This is a genomic window from Pseudomonas sp. DrBHI1, from assembly GCF_002205115.1.
GTDB lineage: Bacteria > Pseudomonadota > Gammaproteobacteria > Pseudomonadales > Pseudomonadaceae > Aquipseudomonas > Aquipseudomonas mosselii.
The window spans coordinates 1-666 of the sequence record NZ_NIBE01000129.1 but is presented as its reverse complement, the minus strand read 5'-3'; the positions used below and the strand labels follow the sequence as shown (position 1 = coordinate 666).

1 pseudogene is annotated in these 666 nt (G+C 65.2%); it reads right to left on the bottom strand.

From position 1 onward, the window contains the following. A pseudogene (locus CC207_RS27065) lies at positions 1 to 666 on the bottom strand (hypothetical protein); the annotation flags it as partial.

The following is a 666-nucleotide window of genomic DNA, read 5'->3' as shown; positions in this document are numbered from 1 at the left end:
ATTCCTCCCTGCCCCAGAATTAGGGCAATCGTAGATACAGCTCTTGTCCTGTATGCTGCGGCAAGCATTGATTTGGATCTGATTTTTGCTTCTTCGGCATCTGAAATGTCCCACGCAATACTGACAACGCCCCCCACCGTCGCCAACGCCGCCCCCCATAGCCGATAGCGCCCCAGGCTGATGTCCGCTCCCCGCGCAATCGCGCTGTTCCGCTCGACGCCCAGCAGGGTCTGTTCCGTCCCCACTGCCAGTAGCTCGAATCCCGCTGCCGCACTGGCCAATCCTGCGGCCACCACCTCGCTCCAGAAACGCCGGTCCTTGTCATCCCGCTGCCCCTGCAACAGGAGCAGTCCCGCCTCCAGCAGGAGCAGCCCACTGGCCAGCCGAAGCCGATAGAACGAGTGAGCATGAGCGCCCTGCAACGTCTCCACGTAGGCGCGATCAAGGCGTCGGACCATGGGGGCGGCCACCCGTCCTCGCGAGGGGGTGTCACCCTCGAGTGCGTGTTCGCTCAGGCGCAGGTTGAGTGCTTGCTCGCCCAGCGAGGCGATGAGGTAGGTGCCCAGGCGCCGGTACAGCAGGCGATCCATGTTGCCGGGGGCGCCGGCCTGCAGGCTCTGGCGCCCCAGTTGACCCAGCCAGGCCAAGGCGCCGGCGGTGTTGAGG